Origin of the sequence: Actinomadura sp. NPDC048032 (genome assembly GCF_040653175.1) — a bacterium.
GTDB classification, from domain to species: Bacteria; Actinomycetota; Actinomycetes; order Streptosporangiales; family Streptosporangiaceae; genus Spirillospora; species Spirillospora verrucosospora.
The window spans coordinates 1-6,363 of sequence record NZ_JBEZJP010000455.1; the positions used below are offsets into that span (position 1 = coordinate 1).

Sequence of the window (6,363 nt, forward strand, 5' to 3'; positions counted from 1 at the left end):
AGGTGGGGTCGGCGTGCGTGGTGGGACGGAGTGGACGACGCCGACGGAGAAGACGGCGCCAACCCACTCGGCGACGCGGACGGCCAGCCGGTCCGCGATACGGCGGGCGTTCTCCGGATCCGCCAGGACGGGGAGCCCGTGCTCGGCCGTCATGATCGGCACCAGTGACACCCGCGGGACGTCTCCGCCGGCCAGGTCGACGACCGTGATGAAGGCGTCCCGGCTGAACGCGTCGTAGATCTCCTCGATCTCCGGGGTGATGTTCTCCCTCGGCTGCTGGGCCACGAAGTTGCCCGGGCTGTAGACGATGACCCGATCCCGGTACACCTCCACCCCCTGCGGGGCGTGCACGTGATGGCCGAGGACGAGGTCGGCCCCCGCGTCCACGAGCGCGTGTCCGAACACCCGCTGGTACTCGGCGCGCGCGCTGCCGAACCCGAAGCCCCAGTGCACGGTGACCACCACGACGTCGACGCGCTCCCGCAGTTCCCGGACGCGGCCGATGACCCGCTCGTGGTCGGCCGCGCGTACCCGAGTGCGGATGACCGGGGGCACGCCCGGTTCCTCCAGCTGGAACTCGCCGTTCACGACCCACTCGGTCTCCACGTGCACGGGAGAGATGCCCGGCTTGGACGGGCCGGCCGCGGCTCCCAGCGGCAGCAGGCAGGACCAGGCGAGGATCCCTACGCGGCGGCCGGCGATATCCAGGACGACGGCCTCCTCGGCGGCCGCGAGATCCTCTCCCGCACCGATCGCCGTCACTCCCACCGAGCGCAGTCTCCGCACGGTGTCGTCCAGGGCGTCCCAGCCGTAGTCAGAACTGTGGTTGTTGGCGAGTGTCGCCACCCTCAGGTTGAAGGCGGCCAGCTCGTGGACGAGTTCGGGACGCGCTCGGAAGTTGAGGATCCGGTCGGAGGGGTGACCCCGGTCGGAGAAGGGCAGCTCCACGCTCGACAGCACGCAGGACGATGCTCCGAGCACCTCCTGAAGTGCGGTGAAGCCGGGATCAGCGGGCACCTCGGCCAGGGACCTGGTGAGAACGATGTCACCGGTGGCGGTCAGATGGGAGATCACGCACGGCGCCTTCCTGTACTGCGGACGGTCGCCGTACCGGCACGCACTGCCGGAACGGCGAGCGCGTCAGGCCATGCCGGACCAGACGGTACGGCGCTGAGGACGGACGTCACAGTGTCACGCTCGCGTAACACAGTCAATACGTTAGGGGTACAGTTGACGGAGGCTGTGATGCTCAGCCCGGCCGTATCTCTGTGCCCGACAGACCTTCCCAAAGAAGCACGCAGGCCCCAGAACGCCATACCACGGGGGCCTCCCAGCGGAGGCAGGCGCCCACCCGCTCTCTGGGAGCACTCCAACGCCGCACGACGTACTGGTAAAATGTATGCGTGATGCTTGAGGTGCAACGACGGATAATGACCTTGCGCGACTCCTCGGGCAACGGGCGTCCGCTCTACGAACGAGTGGCACACGAGATGTCCGAGGCGATCCGGACGGGCGAACTGGGCCCCGGCGAGCGCTTGCCGTCCGTCCGGCAACTCGCCACCGACCTGGGCCTCAGCGTCACCACCGTCATGAGCGTCTACGCCCGGCTCGGAGAGCTCGGCCTGGTGCACGGGGAGGCCGGCCGCGGCACCTTCGTCAGCGAGGCCGCCGACCTCCCGCGGACCGCACCGCCCCCCCGCGGAGGCGAACCCCCGATGCCCGCCCGCGGTGGCAGGGCATGGCGGCGCCAGGTTCTCGCCCAGACCGAGGCGCGACTGCAGCGCAGCCATCCTGACGCGCGCGACCTCACGCGCGGCGGGCCGGACCCGCGACTGCTGCCGCTGACCGTCGTCAAGCGCGCCTACCGGGACGTCGCCGCCCGGTTGCAGGCTCGGGACCTGGAGTATCCGGCGACGCTGAGCACCGAGCCGGAACTGGCCGATGCGCTCGCCAAACGGCTCGCCCACGACGGGATCGAGACCGATGCCGACGACCTGCTCATCGCCAGTTCCACGCAGCAGTTCCTGGCCCTGCTCGCCATGCTGCTCCAACGGCGCTCCCCCGGCGAGACCGTCCTTGTGGGCGTCGAGGAGCCCGGTTACCAGACCGCCATGGACACCCTCGAATTCCAAGGACTGGGGCTCGTCCCCATGCCGCTGGACGAGGCGGGGGTCACCGTCGAGGGGCTGCTCGGTGCCGTCGACGCGGGTGTCTCGGCCGTGCTGTTCACCCCCCGCGCCCAGAGCCCGACCGGCTGCTGCTGGACGGCGCAACGCCGACGCGCGCTGGCAGACGCCCTCGCGCCACATCCCGACGTCTGGATCATCGAGGACGACCAGTTCGCCGAGGCCGCGACCCTGCGACCAGGGTCGCTGTACACCGATCCCCGGCTACGGGACCGCGTCGTGTACCTTCGCTCATTCTCCAAGTCCATCGCCCCTGACATGCGGCTGGCGGTGGCCCTCGCCAAGCAGCCGATCCGCCATCCGCTCACGCTGGCCAAGTCCTTCGCCGACGGATGGACGTCCCGGACGTCCCAGCGCGTACTCGCGGCGACGCTCACCGACCCCCGCCTCGACGAACTTCTCACGGAGGCGCGCACCGAGTACGCGCACCGCCGGGCCGCCGTCCGCGAGGCCCTCCGGCAGGCCAGCGCCTCTCAGCAGATCGGCCTTTTCGTCCCCGAATACGACACTGACGGTTTGCACGTCTGGGTCACGCTCCCAGACGGTTGTGACGCCGACCGGGTGGTCGAAGCCACGGCGCAGCGAGGGTTCCTACTGGCAGCCGGGCAGCCCTTCTTCCTGTCCCCCGGCCACCAGCGCCACCTGCGGATCAACGCGGGCGCACTTCCCGCCGAGCACGCCCCGCAGCTCGCCGCGGCGATCGGCGAGGCCGTCGTCACCCTGATGGGCCAGCCCACCGCCCTGCTCACGCCCTGACTCGGCAACCGACCGGACCTGACCGTACGGAACGATCCAATTCTGCCCGGTCGCCTGATCGACGTTTCCGCAGTTCAGCCCAAACTTCTCGGGAGTCACAAGCCGGCAGCTGTAAGGATCCGATACATCTGGGTCGGGCGCAGCGCCGAGTTGGCAGCGGCGTCGTCGGCTACCTCAGGGTCTGGGTCACCGAGCAAATGCTCCAGCAACACGTCAGTGATGTTGTGGTGACGGGCGACCCCGCGGCGCAGGAAGGGCTCGGAAGCGCCGGCGAGCTGCTGAAGGCATGGCAGGGGTAGTTCCGGGTCTTGCAAGGCGAGGTAGCGCACGTCCGGGCTTGGCTCGTCGACGAACGTTCGCAGCACATCGCGAGGGAAATTGGGGTGGTCGACGAGTAGCGGTCGGATGTGCAATACGTCGCCGTAGGCGCGGACCAGTCTTTCCAGGACCTTTGGTGGTGTGCCCGGCCGACGGGCGGCAGCACGGCGGACTGCGAGTTCCGGGTCGTTGTCCAGCCGACGCCATGCCTCTTCAGGTAGGTCGTGACAGGAGGCCAGAACGCGCCGAAATGTTGTGTGCTGGCAGTCCAGGTAGGTCATCCGCTCATCGAGAGGCGCTTCGCGCAGCCAGTCCGGTTCGACGAAGTTCCAGCTAAGAGCTACTTTCGCCTCGATCCTTCCGTCCGCGCGTTCGGCTTCTACAAGCGCATACAGTCGGTCCCGGGTTTCGGCGTCCACATGCCGACTCTGCGCAGCCGCGACCCGCACGAGCGGGTCATCGACGCCCAGGAGCTGGGCGACCATCTCTGCCGATAGATGGGGATTACAGGCGACAGCTTGATGGAGCTCCGCCTCCTCCTGCCGCATGAGCTGCGCAAACTGCTCTGATGTAAGTGGGACGTAGCGCGCCACGTTAATGCGCACTGCAGGGTCGGCTAGGCAACGCTCCCTCCACTCAGGCGGAACACCCGGAATTTTGCGCTCGGTGGCGGCTGCACGGACCTGCGGATCCGGGTCGGCGAGCAGTTCCACCTGCACGGCGAGAGGCCGGTCGTACCAGGCTCGTGCGACCGCGGCACGCAGGCTCGGACTCGGCGCACTGGCAAGCATCGTCCGAGGCTGGCCATAGGCTTCCTCAAGGTCGTCGATGCCAATCGTCACCTTGCGGTCAACCATGTGGCGGACAAAGTCTGTGAACGCGTTGCGGATCGCCGGATCGGGATGCTCGGCAATCCTTCGGCGCATCTCCGGGGAGATCCGGTCCCCGTGAAGGCCCACCGCGGTGTCGCCGTCGCCGTGCTTCAGCAGAGCATCGACAACGGCGTCCTCCAGCCGCCCACGGCGCTGCGATATCCCGTGTCGGCCAGCCCTGTGTGCAGCCAGACGTACCAGGACATCATGAGTAGCCGACGGGTTCCGCCCCAACCCGGAGAGTTGGGGATGATCCAGGCTTGTCATGCGCTCAACCTAGTCGGGCCGCTGCGTGCCAGTCCTCCATCGATCCCTAGAGGGCACCCAGCGGTGTCAGGTAAGCGCGGCCCGGAAGGCACTCCCCCGGTGTGCGCAATGGCGAAAGCGCGGGGTCGCCCAGCCCGGCGCCGGCCGTCGCGGATGCCACGAGGAAATCGCGGAAGCTGATCCGGTTAGCGATCTGGAACGCCAAGGATGACAGTTTCCTTCGGAGGCGAAGCTGCTCACTCAGCCGATACCTTTACGTTGTAGATCAAAAAGAGTGCCGCTGGGCGCGCAGGGCGGACGCGAAGGTGCGCAGCGCCCTGCGAGCAGCCGGCTCGGACGGGCGTGATTGCAGGACGACGCTGCGGGCGGGCAGCGGCGGGAGACCGAGTGATTCGCCCATGTCCATGGTGCCGGGTGGGGCCACGCGCGGGCTGAGCGCCGCCACGGCCAAGCCTGCTGCCGCGGCCGCACCGATGGCCGCGATGCCGCCGCCCACGAACACCTCTTGCCAAGCGATGCCCGCTTCGTTCAGCGCGGTCACCGCCATCTCGTGCACATGGCATGACTCGGCCTGCAGGGCGAGGCGCAGAGGCTCGCCGGAGCGGTGTTCGAAGTCGGATGAGGCCATCCAGCCAAAGGGCTCCTCCATCAGGACTTCACCGTCGGTGCGACGGCCCTCGTGGCGCAGCACGATGGCCGCGTCCAGCGCACCGCTGTCGAACAGGTCAAGGAGCTCCCATGAGCTGGCGATTCTCACCTCCAGCGTCAGGTCTGGCTCTACTCGCCCCATCTGGCGCAGGAGGTGGGGCAGTTCGGCGCCGACGACGTGGTGGCTCATGCCGATCGACAGGCGTTGCCGCTGGACGCCGAACGAGCCCAGCGCGCCCGCGTGGGCGGCCAGCAGTTCACGTGCGGGGCCGAGGAAGGCGGCGCCGTCTTGCGACAGGCGGACCAGGCGGGGCGTGCGGTCCAGCAGCCGGCGGCCCAAGGCGTCCTCCAGCCGCTTGATCTTCAGGCTCACGGCGGACTGCGTGGAGTCCATCGCCTCCGCCGCGCGCGTGAAGCTCTTCATCTCCGCGGTCAGCACGAAGGCCTGCACAGCGTCCAGGGCGAGCATCTTCATCGTCACGCCGATCATTGGAATATTTAATGACTGAAATATCTTAAGATGACTTTTTTGAATGATCAAGTGCTGGCTACGCTGCGAATCGTCCCGAGGAACGGAGTCAGACCATGCCCTTGGTCCAAGTGTCGTTGCGGCGCGGCAAGTCCGCCGAGTACCACCAAGCACTCTTCGAAGGCGTCTACCACGCCATGCGTGAGACCTTCGACGTGCCGGAAGACGACCGCTTCATGACGATCACCGAGCACGACAGCAGTACCTTCAGCGTCAGCCCCACCTACTACGGCGTCGAACGAAGCGACGAGGTGGTCATCATCCGGATCACCGCCAACAACACGCGCAGCCTCGCCCAGAAGAAGGCGCTCTACCTGCGCATCGTCGACCTCTTGCAGGCGAACCCCGGCGTGCGCCCCGAAGACGTGTTCATCAATCTTGTGGAGGTACTGCCGGAGAACTGGTCGTTCGGCAATGGCATCGCGCAGTACGCGGTGCAGCAGGGCTGAGGGGAACGGTTCGCTCCGCGCCCCCTGTGTTCCGGCGACATGTGACGCCGCCAGAGGGCGCCATCGCCGATCAGGCTGCCGCCGCGCCGAGGGCGAGCCAGGGGCGACAGGAGGCCGCGGGCCAGTGCCGTGTTCTCGTGGAGGGCTCGTCAGCCTTGGCGATCATGGTGATGCCCACGTAGACCCCGGCTTTGTCGACCTGGTGGCGGAGCGCAGGGCGCGGGGGCCCGCGCGGCGGGGCCCCCCCCCCGCCCGCCAATTCCGCCAAAGGTTGGGGGGGGATAAAAAAATGTATGTAGTTTACAACGACCCGACCGGGTTACAGTTGTGGGGGTTTT

General features: G+C 67.8%; 5 protein-coding genes. 2 read left to right on the top strand and 3 right to left on the bottom strand.

What is annotated here, in order from left to right; genetic code table 11:
* Positions 1-1,074 (bottom strand): CapA family protein (locus AB0C69_RS36125; RefSeq protein WP_360359921.1); only part of this gene is annotated, 1,074 nt, incomplete at its 3' end.
* 356 nt (positions 1,075-1,430) lie between these two features.
* On the opposite strand from AB0C69_RS36125, the gene AB0C69_RS36130 reads away from it, so the two are divergent.
* Positions 1,431-2,942, top strand: a complete 1,512-nt coding sequence (locus AB0C69_RS36130; protein ID WP_360359930.1) for a PLP-dependent aminotransferase family protein — start codon at positions 1,431-1,433, stop codon at positions 2,940-2,942.
* A 95-nt stretch (positions 2,943-3,037) separates the two neighbouring features.
* On the opposite strand, the gene AB0C69_RS36135 is transcribed toward AB0C69_RS36130, so the two are convergent.
* Entirely contained in the window at positions 3,038-4,399 is a 1,362-nt protein-coding gene (locus tag AB0C69_RS36135; protein WP_360359924.1) for a hypothetical protein, read from the bottom strand.
* Positions 4,400-4,664: 265 nt separating this feature from the next.
* Positions 4,665-5,537, bottom strand: a complete 873-nt coding sequence (locus tag AB0C69_RS36140; RefSeq protein ID WP_360359927.1) for a LysR substrate-binding domain-containing protein — start codon at positions 5,535-5,537, stop codon at positions 4,665-4,667.
* A gap of 95 nt (positions 5,538-5,632) precedes the next feature.
* Here AB0C69_RS36140 and AB0C69_RS36145 point away from each other — a divergent pair, with 95 nt between their 5' ends.
* Positions 5,633-6,025 carry a tautomerase family protein gene (locus tag AB0C69_RS36145; RefSeq protein ID WP_345174071.1) on the top strand — a complete coding sequence of 131 codons (393 nt, stop codon included), beginning with the start codon at positions 5,633-5,635 and terminating at the stop codon, positions 6,023-6,025.
* Positions 6,026-6,363 lie beyond the last annotated feature (338 nt).